This window comes from Pseudomonas cavernicola (assembly GCF_003596405.1).
GTDB lineage: Bacteria > Pseudomonadota > Gammaproteobacteria > Pseudomonadales > Pseudomonadaceae > Aquipseudomonas > Aquipseudomonas cavernicola.
The window spans coordinates 1094220-1117708 of the sequence record NZ_QYUR01000002.1; the positions used below are offsets into that span (position 1 = coordinate 1094220).

The following is a 23489-nucleotide window of genomic DNA, read 5'->3' on the forward strand; positions in this document are numbered from 1 at the left end:
TAAAAACAAAGCTTTAAAAAAATTCATTCCTTTAATCTTTATTTACCCACAGAAGTTTTTCGAACAAAGGCCGAGCAAGAGCTGGCTGGCTATTTTTTGTCCAGAAGGCTTCTTTCATGGGGCCGAAATCCCTATACTTGCGGGCTTTCCGCTTTGCCCGGTTCGCAGGGTCAGTTAAAAGCCTCCCCAATTCTCAACAGGCACGAGGTGCGTGGTGGATTTCCCTTCCCGTTTTGATGTGATCGTCATCGGCGGCGGCCATGCCGGTACCGAGGCTGCGCTAGCGGCTGCACGCATGGGGGTGAAAACCCTGTTGCTGACCCATAACGTGGAAACCCTCGGGCAGATGAGCTGTAACCCAGCCATCGGCGGCATCGGTAAAAGCCACCTGGTCAAGGAAATCGACGCCCTCGGCGGCGCCATGGCGCAAGCTACCGATAAAGGTGGTATCCAATTTCGTGTACTGAACAGCCGCAAAGGCCCGGCAGTGCGCGCAACTCGTGCCCAGGCCGACCGTGTTCTGTACAAGGCTGCGATCCGCTACACGCTGGAAAACCAGGCGAACCTGTGGATTTTCCAGCAAGCCTGTGATGACCTGATCGTCGAGCAGGATCAGGTTCGTGGCGTCGTGACTCAGATGGGGCTGCGTTTCTTTGCTGAATCCGTGGTGCTAACCACTGGCACCTTCCTTGGTGGACTTATCCACATCGGTTTGCAGAACCACTCCGGTGGCCGTGCCGGTGATCCGCCGTCGATTGCCTTGGCGCAACGCCTACGCGAACATCCGCTACGCGTCGGTCGGTTGAAAACCGGCACACCGCCGCGTATCGATGGCCGTTCGGTGGATTTCTCGGTGATGACCGAGCAACCCGGTGATACTCCGATTCCGGTGATGTCCTTTCTCGGCTCGAAAGAACAGCATCCGCAGCAAGTCAGCTGCTGGATTACCCACACCAATGCGCGCACCCACGAAATCATCGCCGCCAACCTCAATCGCTCGCCGATGTATTCCGGGGTGATCGAAGGGATTGGCCCGCGCTACTGTCCGTCGATCGAAGACAAGATCCATCGCTTCGCCGACAAGGACAGCCACCAGGTGTTTATCGAGCCTGAAGGCCTGACCACTCACGAGCTGTACCCGAACGGTATCTCCACCTCCCTGCCCTTCGATGTGCAGCTGGAACTTGTGCGTTCGATCCGCGGCATGGAAAACGCGCACATCGTGCGCCCGGGTTATGCCATCGAGTACGACTATTTCGATCCGCGCGACCTGAAATACAGCCTGGAAACCAAAGTGATCGGCGGGCTGTTCTTTGCCGGCCAAATCAACGGCACCACCGGTTACGAAGAAGCCGGAGCCCAAGGTCTGCTCGCCGGGGCCAACGCCGCGTTGCGCGCCCAGGGTAAAGACAGCTGGTGTCCACGTCGCGACGAGGCCTACATCGGCGTACTGGTCGATGACCTGATTACCCTGGGTACTCAGGAGCCCTACCGCATGTTCACTTCACGGGCCGAATACCGGCTGATCCTCCGTGAGGACAACGCCGACCTGCGCCTGACCGAAAAAGGTCGCGAGCTCGGCCTGGTCGATGACCAGCGTTGGGCGGCGTTCTGTGCCAAGCGCGAAGGCATCGAGCTGGAAGAACAACGACTGAAAAGCACCTGGGTACGCCCGGGCACAGCCCAAGGTGATGCGCTCGCCGAGCGTTTCGGCACGCCTCTGACCCACGAATACAATCTGCTGAACCTGCTGACTCGCCCGGAAATCGATTACGCCGGACTGATTGCAGTCACCGGCGCGGGCACCAGCGATCCGCAGGTGGCGGAACAGGTTGAGATCAAGACCAAGTACGCCGGTTACATCGATCGCCAACAGGACGAGATTGCCCGTCTGCGCGCCAGTGAAGACATCAAGTTGCCCGAGGATATCGATTACGCGGGTATTTCCGGCTTGTCGAAAGAGATCCAGCACAAGCTCGGACAGGCTCGTCCGGAAACCCTCGGCCAGGCCTCGCGGATTCCCGGAGTCACCCCGGCGGCGATTTCCCTGCTGATGATTCATCTGAAAAAACGTGGCGCCGGGCGTCAGTTGGAGCAAAGCGCCTGATGTCCTTGGTTACCGCGTCGCACGCCGCTGAATTGACCCGTGGTGCCGAGCAGTTGGGCGTCAGCCTGAGTGATAGCCAGCACAGCCAGTTGTTGGCTTACCTGGCACTGCTGATCAAGTGGAACAAGGCCTATAACCTCACCGCCGTGCGCGATCCCGACGAAATGGTCTCGCGACACCTGCTCGACAGCCTCAGTGTGGTGCCCTTCGTGCGCGAAGCTGGGGATAACTGGCTCGACGTTGGCAGTGGCGGCGGTATGCCGGGCATCCCACTGGCGATTCTGTTCCCCGAGCGCAACTTCACGCTGCTGGATTCCAACGGCAAGAAGACTCGCTTCCTCACGCAGGTCAAGCTGGAACTGAAACTGGCCAATCTGGAAGTTATCCACAGTCGCGTCGAAAGCTTCACGCCTGCGCAGCCGTTTGCCGGTATCTGTTCGCGGGCGTTCAGTTCGCTGGAAGATTTTGCGAACTGGACCCGCCATCTGGGCGATCTGAATACGCGCTGGCTGGCGATGAAAGGCGTGCATCCGGATGACGAGCTGCAGGCGTTGCCGGTGGATTTCCGCCTCACCGATACCCACGTGCTCAAGGTTCCCGGTTGCCAAGGCCAACGCCATCTGCTGATACTGCGCCGCACCCAAGGCTCTGTTGAGGTTTAATGGCGGCCGCGCCGTCGCCCCGCAAGGCGCAAGACTAGGCATGAGGAGAGAGGTTTGGTTATTCCAAATGAACGACGAATAACGACGTATTGCGCCTTGCGGGGCACGGCCCTTTGGGTTGGAGCTGTGAAGGTGCCAGGCGGTGTTGCACGACTTGGTAAGGGAACAACCCTTACCTGCGTCCCGCGTCTTGCCTGGCGCCATCACAGTTCCAACGCGGTTCGTCATTAAATCTCAACAGAGCCTTAAACCGGGACAGACACTGACCATGGCTAAAGTATTCGCCATCGCCAACCAGAAGGGCGGTGTCGCCAAGACCACCACCTGCATCAACCTCGCGGCTTCCCTGGTTGCCACCAAGCGCCGGGTGCTGTTGATCGACCTCGATCCGCAGGGTAACGCGACCACGGGGAGCGGTGTCGACAAGCTGGCGCTTGAGCATTCGATTTACGACGTGTTGATCGGTGAGTGCAGCCTGGTCGAGGCCATGCAGTTCTCCGAGCATGGCGGCTACCAGTTGCTGCCGGCCAACCGCGACCTGACCGCCGCCGAAGTTGCCCTGCTGGACATGCCGGCCAAGGAAAATCGTCTGCGCCAGGCATTGGCGCCGATTCGCGAAAACTACGACTACATCCTCATCGATTGCCCGCCGTCACTGTCGATGTTGACCGTCAACGCGCTGGTTGCCGCCGATGGGGTGATCATTCCGATGCAGTGCGAGTATTACGCACTGGAAGGGCTCACCGACCTGGTCAATTCGATCCAGCGGATCGGCAAGCTGCTCAACCCTACACTGCGGATCGAAGGCCTGCTGCGCACCATGTACGACCCGCGCATCAGCCTGACCAACGATGTTTCCGCACAGCTGAAAGAACACTTCGGCGACAAACTCTACGACACCGTGATCCCGCGCAATGTGCGTCTGGCCGAAGCACCTAGCTTTGGTATGCCGGCGCTGGTCTACGACAAGCAATCGCGTGGCGCCCTCGCCTACCTGGCATTGGCCGGTGAATTGTCGCGGCGTCAGCGCAGCGCCACCCGAACCGCAAAAGCATAAGGAACTCGCATGGCCACCAAAAAACGAGGTCTTGGACGCGGACTGGACGCCCTCTTGGGTGGCTCCAGCGTCAATGCTTTGCAAGAAGAAGCCGTTCAAGCCGATACCCGCGAGCTGCAATACATACCACTGGATCTGATCCAACGTGGCAAATACCAGCCGCGTCGCGACATGGACTCCACCGCCCTGGATGAACTGGCGCAATCGATCAGAGCACAAGGCGTGATGCAGCCCATCGTGGTGCGCCCGATTGGAGCCGGGCGGTTTGAGATCATCGCGGGTGAACGCCGTTGGCGCGCCAGCCAGTTGGCTAGCTTGGACAAGATTCCGGCGATGGTTCGCGAAGTGCCGGATGAGGCGGCCATCGCCATGGCATTGATCGAGAACATCCAGCGCGAAGACCTCAACCCGATCGAGGAAGCGGTCGCCTTGCAGCGCTTGCAGCAGGAGTTTCAACTGACCCAACAGCAAGTTGCCGAAGCGGTCGGTAAATCGCGCGTCACCATCACCAACTTGCTGCGCCTGATTGCCCTGCCGGAAGAGATAAAAATCCTTCTGTCTCACGGTGATCTGGAGATGGGGCATGCCCGCGCCTTGCTCGGCTTACCGGCAGAACAACAGGTCGAAGGGGCGCGACATGTTGTCGCACGTGGTCTGACTGTGCGCCAAACCGAAGCGCTGGTACGCCACTGGCTGAACAGCAAAGAAAAGCCGGTTGAACCGCCCAAGGTCGACCCGGACATCAGCCGTCTCGAGCAGCGCCTGGCTGAGCGCCTGGGCTCTCCGGTGCAGATCAAGCATGGGCAAAAGGGCAAGGGGCAACTGGTCATCCGCTACAGCTCGCTGGATGAGTTGCAAGGGGTTCTGGCCCACATTCGCTGAAACACTTGCTCATGTAGCGGGTAGTCGAAAATCACTACCGGGCAGTTGAATAGGGGGGGAACGCCCCCTATACTCTGCGCGCATTTTGTCGGCACAAACTATGCCAAGTCGTTGCCAAGTTGGTAATTGCAAGCGACTGACACCAGAGGCCGAAAAGCCGGAGATAAAGCTTGATGGATGTCCGCACGCCCAACCGCCTGCCCTTCCATCGTTTACCGGTGTTTCCCGTTCTGCTTGCCCAGTTCGTCGTGCTGTTACTCGCTGCGGTCGTATTGTGGCAGTGGCGCGGAGCGGTAAGTGGATACTCTGGGCTGTGTGGCGGGCTGATTGCCTGGCTGCCGAATGTGTATTTTGCCCACAAGGCGTTCCGTTTCACGGGAGCGCGGGCTGCTCAAGCCATAGTCCGGTCTTTTTATGCCGGTGAAGCGGGCAAACTGATTTTGACGGCAGTGCTCTTCGCGCTGACGTTTGCAGGTGTGAAGCCATTGGAAGCGCTGGCGGTATTTGGCGTGTTCCTACTGACCCAGTTGGTCAATTGGTTTGCGCCCCTGCTGATGAAAATAAGACTTTCGAGACCTTAGGGCGTTTGAGGCAAACATGGCAGAACAAACCGCTTCGGGCTATATCCAGCACCACCTGCAGAACCTGACTTTCGGGCAACTGCCGACTGGTGATTGGGGTTTCGCCCACACTGCAGCAGAAGCCAAAGAAATGGGCTTCTGGGCATTCCATGTCGACACTTTGGGCTGGTCCATCGCCCTGGGTCTGATCTTTATCCTGCTGTTCCGCCTGGCCGCGAATAAGGCGACCTCCGGTCAACCGGGTGGTCTGCAGAACTTCGTTGAAGTGATGGTCGAGTTCGTCGACGGCAGCGTCAAGGACACCTTCCACGGCCGTAATCCGCTGATTGCCCCGCTGGCCCTGACGATCTTCGTCTGGATCTTCCTGATGAACGCCATCGATCTGGTTCCAGTGGACTGGATTCCCCAGGTGGCGGCGTTCATTTCCGGGAATGAGCATCTGGTGTTCCGCGCCGTGCCGACTACCGATCCGAATGCCACCCTGGCCATGTCCCTGTCGGTATTCGCGCTGATCATTTTCTACAGCATCAAGATCAAGGGTATCGGTGGTTTCATCGGCGAACTGACCTTGCACCCGTTCAGCAGCAAGAACCTGGTCGTTCAAGCGCTGTTTATTCCGGTCAACTTCCTGCTGGAGTTCGTGACCCTGGTGGCCAAGCCGATTTCGCTGGCACTGCGTCTGTTCGGCAACATGTATGCCGGCGAGCTGGTGTTCATCCTGATCGCCGTGATGTTTGGCACCGGCATTCTCTGGCTGAGTGGCTTGGGCGTAGCACTGCAGTGGGCGTGGGCGGTATTCCACATCCTGATCATCACTCTGCAAGCGTTCATCTTCATGGTGCTGACCATCATCTATCTGTCGCTGGCTCACGAAGACAACCATTAAAAACGCATAGCGCACCTGATGACCTTCTCCCTTCAGGGAGAAGGTGCCCGAAGGGCGGAAGAGGGGCTTTTTTTTACCCTCTCCCCAACCCTCTCCCGCCAGCGGGAGAGGGGGCAAAAGCACTGACCTTTCCGTTGGGAAGGAAGGTGCCCGAAGGGCGGAAGAGGGTGTGCGGTGTTTTGAGTGGAGGCCCGCAAGGGCAAAGGCAAGAACCGATTTTGCTTTACCGCTTTACCTTAAAAACCTTAACCAATACGACATAAAAAGTCGGGAGGAAAGATGGAAACTGTAGTTGGTCTGACCGCGATCGCCGTTGCACTGCTGATTGGCCTGGGTGCCTTGGGTACCGCCATTGGTTTCGGCCTGCTGGGTGGCAAGTTCCTGGAAGGCGCTGCGCGTCAGCCGGAAATGGTTCCTATGCTGCAAGTTAAAATGTTCATCGTCGCTGGTCTGCTGGACGCCGTGACCATGATCGGCGTTGGTATCGCATTGTTCTTCACCTTCGCGAACCCCTTCGTTGGTCAACTCGCAGGCTAATGCTCTGAAATCCCAGCGATGGGATTTCGAGTGATTGGTTTGACGGACAACGAACGAGCGAGGTGTTGGCGTGAACATTAATGCAACCCTGATTGGCCAGTCCGTTGCCTTCTTCATCTTTGTGCTGTTCTGCATGAAGTTCGTGTGGCCTCCGGTCATCGCGGCTTTGCAGGAGCGTCAGAAGAAGATTGCGGATGGACTGGACGCTGCCAGCCGTGCGGCTCGTGATTTGGAGCTCGCCCACGAAAAAGTGGGTCTGCAACTGCGCGAAGCCAAAACCCAGGCAGCTGAAATCATTGAGCAAGCCAAGAAACGCGCTAACCAGATCGTCGACGAAGCTCGCGATCAGGCCCGTGTTGAAGGTGAGCGCCTGAAGACTCAGGCTCAGGCCGAGATCGAACAGGAACTGAACAGCGTCAAAGACGCCCTGCGGGCCCAACTGGGTGGCTTGGCGATCAGCGGTGCCGAGAAGATTCTGGGCGCCACTATCGACCGTAACGCGCATGCGGAGCTGGTTTCCAAACTGGCAGCCGAAATTTAAGCGAGGGCGCGATCATGGCAGAACTGACCACGTTGGCCCGACCTTACGCCAAGGCTGCTTTTGAGTACGCTCAGGCCCACCAGCAACTGGCCAATTGGTCAGCCATGCTCGGCCTGGCTGCAGAGGTGTCGCAAGACGACACCATGCAGCGCGTGCTCACGGCCCCGCGTCTGACGAGTACAGATAAGGCCACCACCTTTATCGAGGTGTGTGGTGATAAGTTCGACGCCAAGGTACAGAATTTCCTTCACGTCATTTCCGAAAACAACCGTCTGGAGTTGTTGCCGGAGATCGCCGAACTGTTCGAGCTGCTTAAGGCCGAACAGGAAAAATCGGTAGATGTGGACGTCACCAGTGCCTTTGCATTGAACGAAGAACAGCAAGACAAACTCGCCAAGGTTCTCAGTGCACGGCTCGGCCGGGAAGTGCGCCTGCACGCTGCGGAGGATGCCACCTTGATCGGTGGTGTCGTGATCCGCGCCGGCGACCTGGTTATCGATGGCTCAGTTCGCGGCAAACTCGCGCAACTAGCCGAAGCATTGAAATCTTGAGTTTGAAGGGGCAGCAGAGCAATGCAGCAACTCAATCCTTCCGAAATAAGTGAAATCATCAAGGGCCGCATCGAAAAGCTCGATGTGACCTCCCAAGCCCGTAACGAAGGCACAGTCGTCAGCGTGTCCGACGGTATCGTGCGGATTCACGGTCTGGCCGACGTTATGTACGGCGAAATGATCGAGTTCCCGGGTGGCGTCTACGGTATGGCGATGAACCTGGAGCGCGACTCTGTCGGCGCCGTGGTTCTCGGCGCCTACCAGTCGCTGGCCGAAGGCATGAGTGCCAAGTGCACCGGCCGCATCCTGGAAGTGCCGGTTGGTCCGGAACTGCTGGGTCGCGTAGTCGATGCCCTGGGTAACCCCGTCGACGGTAAAGGCCCTCTGAACAACGTCGCTACCGACGCGGTTGAGAAGGTTGCACCGGGCGTGATCTGGCGTAAGTCGGTCGACCAACCGGTACAAACCGGTTACAAGGCCGTCGATGCCATGATCCCGGTTGGCCGTGGCCAGCGTGAGCTGATCATTGGTGACCGTCAGATCGGTAAAACCGCTCTGGCGATCGATACGATCATCAACCAAAGAGACAGCGGCATCCGCTGCGTCTACGTAGCTATCGGTCAGAAGCAATCGACCATCGCCAACGTAGTTCGCAAGCTGGAAGAAAACGGCGCGTTGGCTAACACCATCATCGTCGCGGCCAGTGCTTCCGAATCCGCTGCGTTGCAGTTCATCGCACCGTACGCCGGTTGCACCATGGGCGAGTACTTCCGTGACCGCGGCGAAGACGCGCTGATCGTCTATGACGATCTGTCCAAGCAAGCTGTGGCGTATCGCCAGATTTCCTTGCTGCTGCGCCGTCCGCCAGGTCGTGAAGCTTACCCAGGCGACGTGTTCTATCTCCACAGCCGTCTGCTGGAGCGCGCTTCCCGCGTATCCGAAGAGTACGTTGAGAAGTTCACCAATGGCGCCGTGAAAGGCAAAACCGGTTCCTTGACCGCTCTGCCGATCATCGAAACCCAGGCCGGCGACGTTTCCGCGTTCGTTCCGACCAACGTGATCTCGATCACTGACGGTCAGATCTTCCTGGAATCGGCCATGTTCAACTCCGGCATCCGTCCGGCAGTGAACGCCGGTGTGTCGGTATCCCGTGTGGGTGGTGCCGCTCAGACCAAGATCATCAAGAAGCTCTCCGGTGGTATCCGTACCGCTCTGGCTCAGTACCGTGAATTGGCGGCTTTCGCCCAGTTCGCTTCTGACCTGGACGAAGCCACCCGTAAGCAGCTTGAGCATGGTCAGCGCGTTACCGAGCTGATGAAGCAGAAGCAATACGCGCCGATGTCCATCGCCGACATGTCGCTGTCCCTGTACGCCGCCGAGCGTGGCTTCCTGCAGGACATCGAGATCGTCAAAATCGGCAGCTTCGAACAAGCTCTGATTGCTTACTTCAACCGCGATCACGCCGAATTGATGGCGAAGATCAACGTGAAGGGTGACTTCAATGACGAAATCGACGCAGGCATCAAAGCCGGCATCGAGAAGTTCAAGGCCACCCAAACCTGGTAAGCCGCAGCGGGGGTCGCAAGACCCCCGCCTGCTAACCCGATAGGTGTTACATGGCAGGCGCAAAAGAGATTCGCAGCAAGATTGCGAGCATCAAAAGCACGCAAAAGATCACCAGCGCCATGGAAAAGGTGGCTGTCAGCAAGATGCGCAAGGCTCAAATGCGCATGGCTGCTAGCCGTCCTTACGCGGAGCGCATCCGCCAGGTGATTGGTCATCTGGCCAACGCTAACCCGGAATACCGTCACCCGTTCATGATCGACCGCGAAGTCAAGCGTGTCGGTTATGTAGTGGTGAGCAGTGACCGTGGTCTGTGCGGTGGCTTGAACACCAACCTGTTCAAGGCCCTGGTCAAGGACATGGCGGTAAACCGCGAACAAGGCGTAGAGATCGATATCTGCGTAGTAGGCAGCAAGGGTGCGGCATTTTTCCGCAACTTCGGCGGTAACGTCGTCGCTGCAATCAGCCACCTGGGCGAAGAACCGTCGATCAATGATCTGATCGGTAGCGTCAAGGTGATGCTGGATGCCTACCTGGATGGCCGGATTGATCGCCTGTCCGTGGTTTCCAACAAGTTCATCAACACGATGACGCAAAAGCCGACAGTGGAGCAGTTGATTCCGCTGGTGGCTGATCCGGATCAGGAACTCAAGCATCACTGGGACTATCTCTACGAACCCGACGCCAAAGAGCTGCTTGACGGCCTGATGGTGCGCTACGTGGAGTCGCAGGTGTACCAGGCGGTGGTCGAGAACAACGCAGCTGAACAAGCGGCGCGGATGATCGCGATGAAGAACGCTACCGACAACGCCGGTGATCTGATCAGCGATTTGCAGCTGATCTACAACAAGGCGCGTCAGGCGGCGATCACCCAAGAGATCTCGGAAATCGTTGGCGGCGCTGCCGCGGTCTGATACCGGTTCATATATTCAGAGGATCCAGCTATGAGTAGCGGACGTATCGTACAAATCATCGGCGCCGTGATCGACGTGGAATTCCCACGCGATCAGGTCCCGAGCATCTACGACGCCTTGAAAGTTCAAGGCGCCGACACCACCCTGGAAGTTCAGCAGCAGCTGGGCGACGGCGTGGTCCGTACCATTGCGATGGGCTCGACCGAAGGCTTGAAGCGCGGTCTGGACGTCAACAACACGGGCTCAGGCATCTCCGTACCGGTCGGTAAAGCGACCCTGGGCCGGATCATGGACGTACTCGGCAACCCGATCGACGAAGCCGGCCCGATCGGCGAAGAAGAGCGTTGGGGTATCCACCGCGAAGCTCCGTCCTTCGCCGACCAAGCGGGCGGCAACGAGCTGCTGGAAACCGGCATCAAGGTTATCGACCTGATCTGCCCGTTTGCCAAAGGCGGTAAAGTCGGTCTGTTCGGTGGCGCCGGTGTCGGCAAGACCGTGAACATGATGGAACTGATCCGTAACATCGCCATCGAGCACAGCGGTTATTCCGTGTTCGCCGGTGTGGGTGAGCGTACTCGTGAGGGTAACGACTTCTACCACGAGATGAAGGACTCCAACGTTCTCGACAAAGTGGCCCTGGTTTACGGTCAGATGAACGAGCCGCCGGGCAACCGTCTGCGCGTAGCATTGACCGGCCTGACCATGGCCGAGAAGTTCCGTGACGAGGGTAACGACGTACTGTTGTTCGTCGACAACATCTACCGTTACACCCTGGCCGGTACCGAAGTCTCCGCACTGCTGGGTCGTATGCCGTCCGCAGTGGGTTATCAGCCGACCCTGGCCGCGGAAATGGGCGCTCTGCAGGAGCGCATCACTTCGACCAAGACCGGTTCGATCACCTCAATCCAGGCCGTCTACGTCCCTGCGGACGACTTGACCGACCCGTCCCCGGCGACCACCTTCGCCCACTTGGACGCCACCGTCGTACTGTCCCGTGACATCGCCTCCCTGGGTATCTACCCGGCGGTCGATCCACTCGACTCGACGTCGCGTCAGTTGGACCCGATGGTGATCGGTCAGGAGCACTACGAGACCGCGCGTGGCGTGCAGTATGTGTTGCAGCGCTACAAAGAGCTGAAGGACATCATTGCGATCCTGGGTATGGACGAGCTGTCGGAAACCGACAAGCAGTTGGTATCCCGTGCTCGTAAGATCCAGCGCTTCCTGTCGCAGCCGTTCTTCGTGGCTGAAGTCTTCACCGGTGCTTCGGGTAAATACGTTTCCCTGAAGGACACCATTGCCGGCTTCAAAGGCATCCTCAACGGTGACTACGACCAACTGCCAGAACAAGCGTTCTACATGGTCGGCGGCATCGACGAAGCCATCGAGAAAGCCAAGAAACTGTAATCCCAGCGCCCGGCGACGGGCGCTAATCAGGTTGAGGCAAGCAAATGGCTATGACAGTCCATTGCGATATCGTCAGCGCGGAAGGCGAGATCTTCTCCGGTCTGGTCGAGATGGTGATAGCGCACGGTAACTTGGGTGATCTCGGTATCGCTCCAGGTCACGCACCGCTGATCACCGATCTCCAGCCGGGGCCGATCCGTCTGATCAAGCAGGGTGGCGAAACCGAGGTGTTTTACATCTCCGGTGGTTTCCTGGAAGTGCAGCCGAACATGGTGAAGGTCTTGGCCGACACCGTGCAGCGGGCAGCCGACCTGGACGAAGCCTCTGCTCAGGAAGCCGTCAAGGCTGCCGAGAAGGCCCTGCATGATAGAGGCGCGGAGTTCGACTACGGTTCCGCCGCTGCCCGTCTGGCCGAGGCTGCAGCTCAGCTGCGGACCATCCAGGCGGTGCGCAAGAAGTTCGGCGGCTAATCCCGCAAGACTTCATCGCGATCGAGTAAAAGGGTAGCCTTGGCTACCCTTTTTCTTTTCTGGCCTTTTATCCCGGAGGCTGGGTAGAACCCTAGGTGAAACCCAGCGTTAGCCATATTGCCGGGCTTCTCTGCGCTCTACGCAGCCTACGACTGTTCAGGATCCACTCTCATGTCTCTCGATATCGTCATCCTCGCTGCCGGCCAAGGCACGCGCATGCGTTCCGCTCTACCTAAAGTGCTGCATCCGGTCGCCGGTAAATCCATGCTCGGGCATGTCATCGACAGTGCTCGGCAACTACAGCCGCAGAGCATCCAGGTGGTGATCGGCCATGGCGCGGAAATCGTGCGCGAGCGTTTGGCCGCGGACGATCTGAGTTTCGTGCTGCAAGCCCAGCAACTGGGTACCGGCCACGCCGTGGCGCAGGCGCTGCCCAAGCTTTCGGCGGAGAACGTGCTGATCCTGTATGGCGATGTGCCGTTGATCGAGGTCGACACCCTGCAACGCCTGCTGCAACAGGTCAGTGCTGAGCAGCTTGGGCTGCTGACGGTCGATCTGAACGATCCGACCGGCTACGGTCGAATCGTTCGCGACGATAAGGGCGTGGTCAAAGCCATCGTCGAACACAAGGATGCGACACCCGAGCAGCGGGCGATCTGCGAAGGTAATACCGGCATCCTCGCGGTGCCCGGCAAGCGCTTGGCCGACTGGCTCGGCCGTCTGTCGAACAACAACGCCCAGGGCGAGTACTACCTGACCGACGTGATCGCCATGGCGGTGGCTGACGGTCTGGTGGTGGCCACCGAGCAGCCGTTGGATGCCATGGAAGTGCAGGGCGCCAACGACCGTATGCAACTGGCTGAACTCGAGCGGCATTACCAGAAACGCGCGGCCCGCCAACTGATGGCTCAGGGCGTGACCCTGCGTGATCCGGCGCGTTTCGATGTGCGCGGCGAGGTGACGGTGGGCCGCGATGTGCTGATCGACATCAACGTGATCCTCGAAGGCCGTGTGCTCATCGAAGATAACGTCGAGATCGGTCCCAACTGCGTGATCAAAAACAGCACCCTGCGCAAAGGTGCGGTGGTCAAAGCCAACAGCCATCTCGACGGTGTTGAGCTGGGCGAGGGCAGCGATGCCGGACCGTTCGCGCGCTTGCGCCCGGGTTCGGTGCTGGGGGCGAAGGCCCATGTGGGTAATTTCGTCGAATTGAAAAACGCCGTTTTGGGTGAAGGCGCCAAGGCCGGCCACCTGAGTTACTTGGGTGACGCCGAAGTGGGTGCGCGAACCAACATCGGCGCCGGGACCATCACCTGCAACTACGATGGTGCCAACAAGTTCAAGACGGTGATGGGTGAGGACGTGTTCATCGGCTCCAATAGTGCCCTGGTTGCTCCTGTGACCCTGGGCGATGGCTCCACCACTGGCGCCGGCTCGGTGATCACCGCCGATGTCCCAGCCAACACCCTGGCTGTCGGTCGAGCCAAACAGCGCAATATCGAAGACTGGAAGCGCCCACAAAAGATCAGGAAATAACGCGGCTCCTACCGCCAAGCGGCTCTTGACTCAAAAGCTTCGATAGGTTTTGATTCGCGTACTTATCTTTCGAATCGAAACGTTTCATGTCAAAACGAAACACCCCGCAACGTCGCCACGCTATCCTCGCGCTGCTCACCGAGCAGGGTGAGGTGAGTGTCGATGAGCTGGCCAAGCGTTTTGCCACCTCGGAAGTCACCATTCGTAAAGACCTCGGTGCGCTGGAAAAGAACGGCCTGCTGCTGCGTCGCTATGGCGGCGCGGTACCGATGCCGCAGGAACTGATCGCCGACAGCGGCCAACCGGTCTCCAAGTACAAACAGGCTATCGGCCGTGCGGCGGCTGGGCTGCTACGTGAGCATGCGCGGATCATCATCGACAGTGGCAGCACCACCGCGGCGCTGATTCCGGAGCTTGGGCACAAGCCTGGGTTGGTGGTGATGACCAACTCCTTGAGTGTGGTCAGCGCTTTGCGTGAGCTGGAACATGAGCCGGTGTTGTTGATGACTGGCGGTACCTGGGACCCACATTCCGAATCGTTCCAGGGCCAGGTCGCCGAACAAGTGCTGCGCTCCTACGATTTCGATCAGCTTTTTATCGGTGCCGATGGCATCGACCTGGCGCGAGGTACTACGACCTTCAATGAGCTGTTGGGCCTGAGCCGGGTCATGGCCGAAGTCGCCCGTGAAGTCATCGTGATGGTCGAGGCCGATAAGATCGGCCGCAAGATTCCCAATCTGGAGCTGCCCTGGAGCAGCATCCATACCCTGATTACCGATGAACGCCTCCCACCGGAGGCGCGTGAATTGATCACAGCGCGCGGGATAAACCTGATCTGCGCAGCTGTAGAAGCCTAAGGAGAGAACTATGTGTGGCATCGTTGGCGCCGTCGCTGAGCGCAATATCACCGCTATTCTGGTGGAAGGCCTGAAACGTCTGGAATACCGCGGCTACGACAGCGCCGGCCTGGCGGTCATCAGCAACGACGGCAAGCTGGAACGCCGCCGTCGTTCGGGCAAGGTCAGCGAACTGGATCAAGCGCTGGTTGACGAACCACTGGCCGGCCGCCTCGGCATCGCCCACACCCGCTGGGCCACCCACGGAGCGCCGTGCGAACGTAACGCCCACCCGCATTTCTCCGGTGTCGAGCTGGCGGTGGTGCACAACGGCATCATCGAAAACCACGAACAATTGCGTGAGCGTCTGAAGGGCCTCGGCTACGTTTTCAGCTCGGATACCGACACCGAAGTCATCGTCCATCTGCTCGATCACAAGCTTAAAGATCTCGGTGATCTGGCGGCGGCGCTGAAAGCTGCGGTGAAGGAATTACACGGTGCCTACGGTTTGGCGGTAATCAGCGCGAACCAGCCGGATCGCCTGCTCGCCGCCCGCAGTGGTAGCCCGCTGGTCATCGGCCTCGGTCTTGGTGAGAACTTCCTCGCCTCCGACCAGTTGGCACTGCGGCAGGTTACCGACCGCTTCGTGTACCTGGAAGAAGGTGATATCGCCGAGATCCGCCGTGACAGCGTGCAGATCTGGGCGGTCGATGGCCAGCCGGTGGTGCGCGAAAGCGTGCAGTACCACGAAGGTGCGGAAGCCGCCGACAAGGGCGAATACCGCCACTTCATGCTCAAGGAGATTCACGAGCAGCCGAAGGTGGTGCAGCGCACCCTGGAAGGCCGTCTGGGTTCCGATCACGTGCTGGTTCAGGCATTCGGCCCACAAGCCGCCGAGCTGTTCGCCAAGGTTAAGAACGTGCAAATCGTCGCCTGTGGCACCAGCTACCACGCCGGCATGGTCGCCCGTTATTGGCTGGAAGGCCTGGCCGGCATTCCTTGCCAAGTCGAAGTGGCCAGCGAGTTCCGCTACCGCAAGGTGGTGGTGCAACCGGGCACCCTGTTCGTCAGCATTTCCCAGTCCGGCGAAACCGCCGACACCCTGGCCGCATTGCGCAACGGCAAGGAACTGGGCCCGGATAACGGTGGTTACCTGGCCAGCCTGGCGATTTGCAACGTCGGCATCAGCTCACTGGTGCGTGAGTCCGACCTGACCCTGCTGACCCAGGCCGGCCCTGAAATTGGCGTGGCGTCGACCAAAGCCTTCACCACCCAGTTGGTGGCGCTGATGCTGCTGACCCTGTCCCTCGGTCAGGTACGCGGCACCTTGGCGGCGGGCGTGGAAGCCGAGTTAGTGGAAGAGCTGCGCCGCTTGCCAACCCGTCTCGGTGAAGCGCTCTCGATGGACACCACCGTGGAGAAAATCTCCGAGCTGTTCGCCGAGAAACATCACGCGCTGTTCCTCGGCCGCGGGGCTCAGTACCCGGTGGCCATGGAAGGTGCGCTGAAGCTCAAGGAAATCTCCTATATCCACGCCGAGGCTTACCCCGCCGGTGAGCTCAAGCACGGCCCGCTGGCCTTGGTGGACAGCGACATGCCGGTGGTCACCGTGGCGCCGAACAACGAGCTGCTGGAAAAGCTCAAATCCAACCTGCAGGAAGTGCGCGCCCGTGGCGGCGAGCTGATCGTCTTCGCCGATGGGCAAGCCGGCCTGAGCAACGGTGAAGGCACCCATGTGGTGAACATGCCGCACATCCTCGATGCGCTGGCACCGATCCTCTACACCATCCCGCTGCAACTGCTGTCCTACTACGTCGCCGTACTCAAGGGCACCGACGTCGACCAGCCGCGTAACCTGGCAAAATCGGTGACCGTGGAATAAGCCGCGGGGATAAGGGCGAGGCTGATCCAAAACAATAAAGTCTGTCGGAAAACCGGGACCGCCTCAGCTTTGAGGCCGTCCCAGCCAACCACGACCGAATGACTCAGTCCGCCAGCTGTGCGCCAAGGGCTACCTGTAGCTCTTCGAGCGCCAAACGCAAGGCCTCCGCCAGTTTCTGCAATTCCCGGCTGACCACCGTACTGCGGAACTCATCCTCGTAAGCCTGGCTGGCGGCAAGCAGCGGCTCGGCAGCGATCAGCCGTGCGGCGCCCTTGAGGCGATGGGCCAGCTTGTCCAGCTCGGCCCAATTTCCGGCCTCAAGCAGCTCATCGAGGTGAACGGCATCCACTGCGTTGGTTCTATACAGCTCATCCAACAGGCGGCGGTTCAGCTCTTGTACGCCACCGGTCACACCGTCCAGCGCAGTGGGGTCGAATACGGTAGTCGTAACCGGAGCAACCACCACAGGCCCTATCTGTCGATCGGCGACTGCCAAGCCCTGCAAATGGTGGTGTAAGCCTCCTAGGCTGATCGGCTTGAATAGGCAGTCGTCCATGCCTGCCGCCCGGCAGCGCGCACGTTCTTCCGGCTGGGCATTGGCGGTGAAGCCGAGGATCAGACAGGGTTGGGCGCCAACCTCCCGCTCGGCATGGCGGATGCGTGCAGTCAGGTCGTAACCGTTCAGCACTGGCATGTTGCAGTCAGTGATCACCAGGTCGAAGGCGCCGACCCGCCATTTGCCCAGTGCCTGCTGCCCGTCCTCGGCCCGCTCTATCTGGTGGCCGAGGAAGACCAGCTGTTCCGACAGCAGCAAGAGGTTGGCCGGATGGTCGTCCACCACCAACACGCGCAGCGCGTGCTTCGTCTGTGGCACGACCTGTTTGGCAGCCATCGGGGTCCGGGCCTGGACCGGCAGACGCGGCACTGTGAGTTGCAAGGTGACAGAGGTGCCCTCACCGAGATGGCTGCGCAGGCTCAACTCGCCACCCATCATTTCCACCAGGTGGCGACAGATGGTTAGGCCCAGCCCCGTGCCGCCACGCTGCTGATGGGCGATACCCTGGACCTGGGTGAAGGGCTCGAACAGCCGGAGCTGATCCGCCTCGGCGATGCCGATACCGCTGTCCTCCACCGTCAGTTGCAGCGCCAGGCACTCATCTTCCTGCAGCCTCGTCGTCAGCCGAACCCACACTTGGCCCTGGTCAGTGAACTTGATGGCATTGCCGAGCAGGTTGAAGAGGATCTGCTTGAAGCGCAGTGGGTCGATCAGCACGTCCTGCTCCGCCTCCGCCTCCGCCTCCGCGTCTAGCGTAAGCACCAGCTCCAGGCCCTTCTGTCGGGCCAGACCGGCGAACACCCGTATCACCGATTCCATCAGCTCGCGCAGATTAGCCCGCTCCGGCGCCAGAGCCAGTTGTCCCGACTCGATCTTGGCTACGTCGAGGATGTCGCCGATCAACGCCAGCAGCACATGCGCTGACTCGAAAGCCACCTCAATCGGCTCGCGCTCCCAGTGCCCCTGATCGGCCTTCCTCATTGTTAATTCAAGCATGCCGATGATGGCGTTCATCGGCGTGCGGATTTCATGGCTCATGGTGGCAAGGAAGGTACTCTTGGCCCGATTGGCCTGGTCGGCCTGATCTTTGGCCTCCTGCAACGCGAGAAACAGGCGTCGACGGACGGTGATGTCAATCCAACCGCAGATCAGACCGCAGACCTGCCCCTTGACATCTTTATAGGGTATGACCCAGCTGTAGATATCCAAGGTCCTGGCGCGCAGGTGGAGCTGCCGGTCGGCGAACACCGGCTCACCGTCCTCGATTGCGCGCAGATAGAGCTGATGAAAGGCCTGCGCCTGCGCCTGCTCGAGCCAATCGCCGTCGATGAGCCGCGCACCCAGGACCTCCTCGAGGCTAAGGCCAGTCTCCTCGAGAAAGCTGCGGTTGCAGGTGAGTAGTCGGCCTTGCAGATCGCGTACGATGATCGGATTTGGAATACCGTCGATCAGGATGCGCTGGGACTCCAGCTGGTCGCTCAATACCCGTTCAGCGCGCCGCCGCAGGTACACCTGGCGTCGTAGACGCAAGATCCAGGCGAGGAAGGCGCCGATCACCAGCAGGCTGACCAGCACTATCTGATCGATCCGGGTTTCGTAGCCAGCCCAGGCGCTCTCAGCCGCCTCGGCGTTGGAGTACCAGCGGTTGACTATGGCGCCCACCTCGTCCGGGGAAATGGACAATAGCGCCTTGTCGAGAATGCTCAAGAGCTCCGGCTCCCCGCGTACCACGGAGAACGCGTAGCGTGCTGGGTCGCGGCCGATGGTAGCGGCAATACGCAAGTCATTCTGGTAGTAACGGCTGATCAGAAAGTTGGCCGAGGACATGGCATGCACGGTGGCGTCCGCCCGGCCGTCGGCCACCATGGACAGACCGTCCATGCCGCTTGCGATCGCCACTAGGTGAATCTGCGGAAACTGCTCACGCAGGTAATCGGTTACCGCATGCCCCTCAGGCACCGCGAGCCTAAGCCCGGCGAGGTCCTTGAGGTCGTGAATTTCCTGATTCGCTTTGCGCACCACCACCACGTCGCTGGTGCTGAAGTAGGGCCGGGTGAAGTTGAGGTAGTTCTCGCGCTCGGAAGTGGAAACCAGAGTCGCAGCCATCTCCACCTCGCCCTTGCGCAACCGCTGGAGCATCTCCGCCACCGAACGGCTAGGCACCACCTCGACCTCCAGGCCGGTCTTGAGTCGCACCAAGTCCAGCAGTTCCGACACGACCCCGCGAAAGTGGTGCTCGGCATCGAAGAAGGTTAAGGGGGCCAGTGTTTCGTCCACTATCAGGCGCGCCGGGCCATGACGCTTCAGCCAGCGCTGTTCGCGCTCGGTGAGCACCAGTTTCTCGTCAGTCAAGGAGATGCTCGTCCCGCTGCCCCAGCGGTGCAGGATAGCGGTGCGTTCGGACTCGGGGATGGTCGCCAAGACGCTGTCGAAGAGGCGTTGCAGACGCATGTTGTCGGCACCGAAGGCAAAGCTGACCCCTGCCCCCTCAAGGCGGGTGAAATTGGTCATGCGTAGGTTGGTTAAATAGCCTTGGTCGATCAGGTAGTGGGCACTCACCGCGTCACCGATGAACACGTCCGCTTGGCCTAAGGCCACCGACTGCAACGCCTGCCGAACTGAACTAAAGGTACTCAATTGACCCTGTGGATAGAGACGGCGTACTGCCTCCGCTGGCAGGTAGTCCGCGGACATGGCCAGGCGCAAGCCAGCCAGGTGGCCATCGGTCGCACGGCCATCGCCCAAGCGCATCACCAACACTGGCTGGTTGAGTACATAGGGCTTGGACAGCACCACCCCGGGGGCGCTGGCGTCATAACCAAAGCTGCGGCCAAGCACATCTATCGTACCGTTGCGCAGTGCCTGCAAGGCGCTATCGCGGTCGGGGAAGCGGGTTACCCGAACGTCCAAGTTCAAGGTGTTGGCGATGATGCCCAGGTAATCGGCGGTCAGTCCTTCGTAATCGCGTCCGCTGGCGGAGATGTCGAACGGCGGGTAGTCCGGCTCCGAGGTGCCGACCTTGAGCTCACGCTTGTCGCGCAGCCATTGCCAGTCCTGCTCGGATAAAGACACCGGCAGATGTTCGAGGTTGGAGCGACCCAACAGTTGCAGGGGGGCTTCTCGATCGGCCTGAGCGGAAACATTCAGGCAACAGAGCAGCAGTAACAGCCCCAACAACCCCGGCAGCGCACGCATCATCCACCTAAAACCAATGCATTACGTTTGGCGAATTCGAGCAGATCCACCAGGGAATGTGCATTGAGTTTGAGCATCAGACGAGTCTTGTAGGTGCTTACCGTTTTGTTGCTGATAAACAGCTGCTCGGAAATCTCGATGTTGGAATAACCGTTGGCCAGATGCTGCAGCACGCTCAACTCGCGGTCGGACAGGTGGCTGATCAACTCGGCCTCGTCAGGCGTGCCAGCCAACCGCCGACTCGGCTGCAACACGTGGCTGGGAAAGTAGCTGTAGCCGGACAGCACGGCACGCGCCGCTGCCGCCAACTCGGCCAGATCGCCTTCCTTGCAGACGAAGCCAGCCGCTCCGGCCTGCATGCAGCGAGTCGCGTAATGCGCCGAGCTCTGCCCGGTCAATACCAGTACCTTAAATGGCTGTGCCTTTGCCGGGAGGGCCAGCGAGTGCAGGCGGGTGATCACATCCAAGCCATCCAGCTTGGGAATGCCGATATCCAGTACCACCAGATCTGGCAGGTGCTCACGAGCGAGAGCGATGGCGTCCACACCGTTGTCGGTCTCCCCCACTACCTCGTAACTTTCGAACTCCAGTATCAGACGCACCGCCAGGCGGACCATCGGGTGATCGTCGACGATCAAGATCTTTTTAATGACCTCACCCCTCGGTTGCTTCTGCAACATGTCATTCACATTCCGCAATCTGCTCATAGCGTTATCGCTCGGCTCAGTAGTTCAAGGAGGCAAAGATAGCCCCATAGAAAATGCCGTCGACCCCCACGGGCCATACAAACGGCAGATCAAGAAAACTCTCACGTGCAATTAGGAGAGATCCTACAAAAGCACGAGTGCGCGCTTATCCTTACGCGTCGCACGGAAGAGCAGTACGGGTATCGACGCACCGAAAGCGGAGGCTGAAACCCTCTTCTCGCCCCCTCAGCAAGAGATTCTTGGCCTTGGCTATTACGGCCAGGAGGACTCGCGCGCCGATATTAGAGGTGAGCAGCATCGTCATGCAGGTGAGCGGGAGAGCCTTCAGCCCCCGCGCTTACCTAGAATCAAATGCGGACCGAGGCACGACTTATTGACTTCAACTGGCTAGTGGCCTGTGTGGCTAGTTCAATTAGTCAATTTCGGCGCCTGAAGCCCCGATACTGCGTTGCCGCGGATCAAAGTAGCCCAGCTATGACTCGTCACGGCGCCTTGTCTCAGGACTCCAGGCATCCGAACTTGAGTTAACCAACTAGCCGTACAGGCCACTAGGTTCAGCAGGCCGTGGCTGAGGCCTGTTTCAACCAGGCGAGTAGTTGCTCTTCGGCCAGCGGTTTGGCCAGTAGGAAGCCCTGGCCGCAGGTGCCGCCCAGACTTCGCAGGAGTGTTAGTTGCTCGACGGTTTCGATGCCTTCGGCCACGACATGGAGGTTGAGTGTGTGGGCGAAGGCCAGGGTGCTGGCGACAGCTGCGCGGTAACGCTCGTGCTTGATCATGCCGCGAATGAAGCTGGCATCCAGCTTCAGCTCGTTGCAAGGCATCTCGCACAAGCGTTTCAAGGAGGAGAAGCCGGTACCGAAGTCGTCCACCGACACTCCGCAGCCCATTAGGCGCAGGCGTACCAGGTTTTCCAGGCTGGTGGCCGGGGCGTGCAGCATGCTGCTTTCGGTGATTTCAAAGGTTAGATCCGAGCCCAGCAGGCGGTGGCGCTTGAGGCCTTCGGCGAGACCTGTGCAGAGCTTGCGATCGCTCAGTTGTTCCGCGTCCAGATTAAAGGCCAAGGGCAGAGGGCGGCCTTCGGCGCGTAGCCGCCCGGCTAGTGCCAGGCCCTGCTCCAGCAACTGTTCGAACAGCTCGCCGAGCTGTCCGTAGCGCAGTACTGCAGTAAGGAAATGCTGCGGGCCGAGCACGCCACGCCGCGGGTGGCGCCAGCGTGCCAGCACCTCGGCGCCCAGCGGGCGCCCGCTGATCAGGTCCAGTTTGGGTTGGTAGTGCGCCTCGAACTCGCCGTCCACTAGAGCACGCTGCACTTCCACCTGCGAGGGTAGCTCGATCAGCGCCGGTAAGGTCTTGCCGGATTCATGACGCTTGGCTTCAAATCGCCTCAGCATGGCCGCCAGTTTGACGATCCGCAGTGGCTTGCCCAGATCACCGAGCAGGGGGAGGCCGAGCAGGTCAACCATCTGCATCACTGAGTGGCGCAGCTCGGGGGCGATCTCGCTGCAGAGGATCACCGATCTGGCCAAACCACGCTCGCTGACCGCGCGTATAAAGGCCAAGCCGTCCATACCAGGCATCTGGATATCGCACAGCAGGATGTCCACGGCACCATGCGTGGTGAGTTGCTCTAGCGCCTCGGCACCCTCGGAAGCTTGCAGGATGGGCCCACTCACTAGCCCCTGCATAGCCTGCACAGCCACCAAGCGTTGAAAGGCATGATCATCGAGAATCAGGGCACTAAAGGGGTACACGGCGTCCTCCTTGGGGCGCAACAAGTTATGCGACTAGTGTGGGCGGGAGGATCACTGGGTTCTGTCAGACTTTTCTCGGGGCTGTGTAGGCATACTCCTGATATTCGATAGTGCATGGCCGGTCATGCCTGAGCTAACCCGGCTTCTCGGTCGGGAAAGTGCTGAGCTATCAGGGGCGTGAGTTTTCGTCCATCGATGGGTTTGCTCAGGCATGCCAGCAAAGGCAGGGCTTTGGATTCGGCTTCACTGGCCAGGGCTGCCAATTCGGCATCGTTCACTCCGCTGAACAGCACCGCAGCGCGTACCTTGCCACTGGCGCAGGCCCGTTCGATTAGTTTGAGTCCGGGCATATCCGGTAGGTTCTGATCACACAGCAGCAGGTCGAACGGGGTTGCCGCGTTCTGCATCGCTTGCAGGGCTTCCTCGGCATCCAGCGCCTGGGCCAGGTGGTAGTAACCCAGCTGATTCAGCACCATCTGTGCAGCAATCAGTTGGAAGGAGTGGTCTTCCACCACCAAGATGCGTAAGGGACTGTGCATAGGACGGGGCCTCAAAAAAACGCCCGGCACACGGTCGGGCAAAAGTCTTGCCGGAGAATCCTTGCTGATGAGGCGCCATATGTTCTTCGCGCTGGACCGCTAGCTCCGTGCCGGGGAGCGGCAGTTCGAAGGTGACAAATTTTGGGGCGGCGGTGGCGGCCTGTATGTAGGAGTGCGATTTCTTTCATGCAGGAAAGCTCCTTCTTTTTTCACAGGGCTTAGGAAGCAAAGCTAGATCAACCACTAGTGGCCTGTACGGCTAGTTGGTTAACTCAAGTTCGGATGCCTGGAGTCCTGAGACCAGGCGCCGTGACGAGTCATAGCTGGGC

General features: G+C 59.6%; 20 protein-coding genes. 16 read left to right on the plus strand and 4 right to left on the minus strand.

Annotated elements, in window-relative coordinates:
- Positions 1–214 precede the first annotated feature (214 nt).
- From mnmG to glmS, 16 genes are all read left to right on the plus strand, one after another.
- Positions 215–2107, plus strand: a complete 1893-nt coding sequence (gene mnmG, locus D3879_RS05445) for a tRNA uridine-5-carboxymethylaminomethyl(34) synthesis enzyme MnmG (protein ID WP_119953053.1) — start codon at positions 215–217, stop codon at positions 2105–2107.
- Positions 2107–2769: a 16S rRNA (guanine(527)-N(7))-methyltransferase RsmG gene (rsmG, locus tag D3879_RS05450; protein WP_119953054.1), complete on the plus strand. Its 663-nt coding sequence runs from the start codon at positions 2107–2109 to the stop codon at positions 2767–2769. Before mnmG ends, rsmG begins: the two co-directional genes overlap by 1 nt.
- Positions 2770–3037: 268 nt before the next feature.
- On the plus strand, positions 3038–3826 hold the full coding sequence (locus tag D3879_RS05455) for a ParA family protein (RefSeq protein ID WP_119953055.1): 789 nt from the start codon (positions 3038–3040) through the stop codon (positions 3824–3826).
- A 9-nt stretch (positions 3827–3835) separates the two neighbouring features.
- A complete protein-coding gene (locus D3879_RS05460) occupies positions 3836–4708 on the plus strand; it encodes a ParB/RepB/Spo0J family partition protein (protein ID WP_119953056.1) in 873 nt (290 codons plus the stop codon).
- A gap of 173 nt (positions 4709–4881) precedes the next feature.
- Positions 4882–5289 (plus strand): F0F1 ATP synthase subunit I, encoded by a 408-nt coding sequence (locus D3879_RS05465; protein ID WP_119953057.1) that lies wholly within the window; start codon positions 4882–4884, stop codon positions 5287–5289.
- 16 nt (positions 5290–5305) lie between these two features.
- Positions 5306–6175: a F0F1 ATP synthase subunit A gene (gene atpB / locus D3879_RS05470; RefSeq protein WP_119953058.1), complete on the plus strand. Its 870-nt coding sequence runs from the start codon at positions 5306–5308 to the stop codon at positions 6173–6175.
- Positions 6176–6454: 279 nt separating this feature from the next.
- The gene (atpE, locus tag D3879_RS05475; RefSeq protein ID WP_002555987.1) at positions 6455–6712 is read left to right on the plus strand and encodes a F0F1 ATP synthase subunit C; all 258 of its coding nucleotides are present in this window, start codon (positions 6455–6457) and stop codon (positions 6710–6712) included.
- A 70-nt stretch (positions 6713–6782) separates the two neighbouring features.
- A complete protein-coding gene (locus tag D3879_RS05480; RefSeq protein ID WP_119953059.1) occupies positions 6783–7253 on the plus strand; it encodes a F0F1 ATP synthase subunit B in 471 nt (156 codons plus the stop codon).
- Positions 7254–7267: 14 nt separating this feature from the next.
- The gene (locus D3879_RS05485; RefSeq protein ID WP_119953060.1) at positions 7268–7804 is read left to right on the plus strand and encodes a F0F1 ATP synthase subunit delta; all 537 of its coding nucleotides are present in this window, start codon (positions 7268–7270) and stop codon (positions 7802–7804) included.
- A gap of 21 nt (positions 7805–7825) precedes the next feature.
- Positions 7826–9370 (plus strand): F0F1 ATP synthase subunit alpha, encoded by a 1545-nt coding sequence (gene atpA, locus D3879_RS05490; protein ID WP_119953061.1) that lies wholly within the window; start codon positions 7826–7828, stop codon positions 9368–9370.
- A 50-nt stretch (positions 9371–9420) separates the two neighbouring features.
- The gene (gene atpG, locus D3879_RS05495; RefSeq protein ID WP_119953062.1) at positions 9421–10281 is read left to right on the plus strand and encodes a F0F1 ATP synthase subunit gamma; all 861 of its coding nucleotides are present in this window, start codon (positions 9421–9423) and stop codon (positions 10279–10281) included.
- A gap of 30 nt (positions 10282–10311) precedes the next feature.
- Complete coding sequence (gene atpD, locus D3879_RS05500; RefSeq protein ID WP_119953063.1) at positions 10312–11688, plus strand: F0F1 ATP synthase subunit beta; 1377 nt, start codon at positions 10312–10314, stop codon at positions 11686–11688.
- Between the two features lie 44 nt (positions 11689–11732).
- The gene (locus D3879_RS05505) at positions 11733–12158 is read left to right on the plus strand and encodes a F0F1 ATP synthase subunit epsilon (RefSeq protein WP_119953064.1); all 426 of its coding nucleotides are present in this window, start codon (positions 11733–11735) and stop codon (positions 12156–12158) included.
- Positions 12159–12329: 171 nt separating this feature from the next.
- Positions 12330–13694 (plus strand): bifunctional UDP-N-acetylglucosamine diphosphorylase/glucosamine-1-phosphate N-acetyltransferase GlmU, encoded by a 1365-nt coding sequence (gene glmU, locus D3879_RS05510; protein ID WP_119953065.1) that lies wholly within the window; start codon positions 12330–12332, stop codon positions 13692–13694.
- Positions 13695–13780: 86 nt separating this feature from the next.
- Entirely contained in the window at positions 13781–14551 is a 771-nt protein-coding gene (locus D3879_RS05515; RefSeq protein ID WP_119953066.1) for a DeoR/GlpR family DNA-binding transcription regulator, read from the plus strand.
- A 10-nt stretch (positions 14552–14561) separates the two neighbouring features.
- Positions 14562–16412 (plus strand): glutamine--fructose-6-phosphate transaminase (isomerizing), encoded by a 1851-nt coding sequence (gene glmS / locus D3879_RS05520; protein WP_119953067.1) that lies wholly within the window; start codon positions 14562–14564, stop codon positions 16410–16412.
- A 103-nt stretch (positions 16413–16515) separates the two neighbouring features.
- Here glmS and D3879_RS05525 read toward each other — a convergent pair whose 3' ends face one another.
- From D3879_RS05525 to D3879_RS05540, 4 genes are all read right to left on the minus strand, one after another.
- Positions 16516–20166: a transporter substrate-binding domain-containing protein gene (locus D3879_RS05525; protein ID WP_238474207.1), complete on the minus strand. Its 3651-nt coding sequence runs from the start codon at positions 20164–20166 to the stop codon at positions 16516–16518.
- Positions 20163–20813, minus strand: coding sequence for a response regulator transcription factor (locus D3879_RS05530; RefSeq protein ID WP_119954896.1), 651 nt, complete (start codon positions 20811–20813; stop codon positions 20163–20165). The genes D3879_RS05525 and D3879_RS05530 overlap by 4 nt, the downstream gene beginning before the upstream one ends.
- Positions 20814–21424: 611 nt before the next feature.
- Positions 21425–22621, minus strand: a complete 1197-nt coding sequence (locus D3879_RS05535) for an EAL domain-containing response regulator (RefSeq protein WP_158592064.1) — start codon at positions 22619–22621, stop codon at positions 21425–21427.
- 122 nt (positions 22622–22743) lie between these two features.
- Entirely contained in the window at positions 22744–23160 is a 417-nt protein-coding gene (locus D3879_RS05540) for a response regulator (protein WP_119953070.1), read from the minus strand.
- Positions 23161–23489 lie beyond the last annotated feature (329 nt).